Raw genomic sequence first — 593 nt, 5'->3', positions numbered from 1 at the left:
CTGCCGGCACGGGCGCCGCGCCAGGCCGGCATGGCAGCCGCTGTGCGCCGCTCGCTGTGGGTGCTGCGCGATGGGCGGCCGCAGGAGCTGAGCGTCACGCTGGGCATCAGCGACGGCCGCTACACGGAGGTGAGCGGCGCCGGGCTGGAGGCGGGCGTGCCAGTCATCACCGACCAGCGCGCGGCGGCGCCGTGAACGACACCGTCCCGCTGATACGGCTGCGCGACGTCTGCAAGCGCTACGGCGCGGGCGGCACCGCGCTGATGGCGCTGGATAAGGTCAACCTCGATATCGCGCAGGGCGAGTTCGTCGCCATCATGGGGCCCAGCGGCTCGGGCAAGTCGACCGCCATGAACATCCTCGGCTGCCTCGACACGCCCAGCGCCGGCCAATACCTGTTCCACCAGATCGACGTCGGCGCCGCCACCCGTGACCAGCGGGCGCGCCTGCGCCGGCGCTACCTGGGCTTCGTGTTCCAGGGCTTCAACCTGCTGGCGCGCACCTCGGCGCAGGAGAATGTGGAATTGCCGCTGCTGTACCGCGGCGAGGGCGCGGCGCGCCGCCACGCGCTGGCCGCGCAGGCGCTGGCCGCG

The 593-nt window shown here is 73.4% G+C and carries 1 protein-coding gene and 1 pseudogene; both read left to right on the top strand.

Annotated elements, in window-relative coordinates:
- A pseudogene (locus tag GTP90_RS35985) lies at nt 1–195 on the top strand (efflux RND transporter periplasmic adaptor subunit); the annotation flags it as partial.
- Nucleotides 192–593, top strand: a 402-nt coding sequence (locus tag GTP90_RS35980; protein WP_161087956.1) for an ABC transporter ATP-binding protein, incomplete at its 3' end; no start/stop codon positions are given. The pseudogene GTP90_RS35985 and the gene GTP90_RS35980, both read left to right, overlap by 4 nt.

It is taken from the genome of Duganella vulcania (assembly GCF_009857655.1).
Taxonomy (GTDB): Bacteria; Pseudomonadota; Gammaproteobacteria; order Burkholderiales; family Burkholderiaceae_D; genus Rugamonas; species Rugamonas vulcania.
Note: the sequence above shows the minus strand (reverse complement) of the source record. Positions and strands in the feature narration are given on the sequence as shown.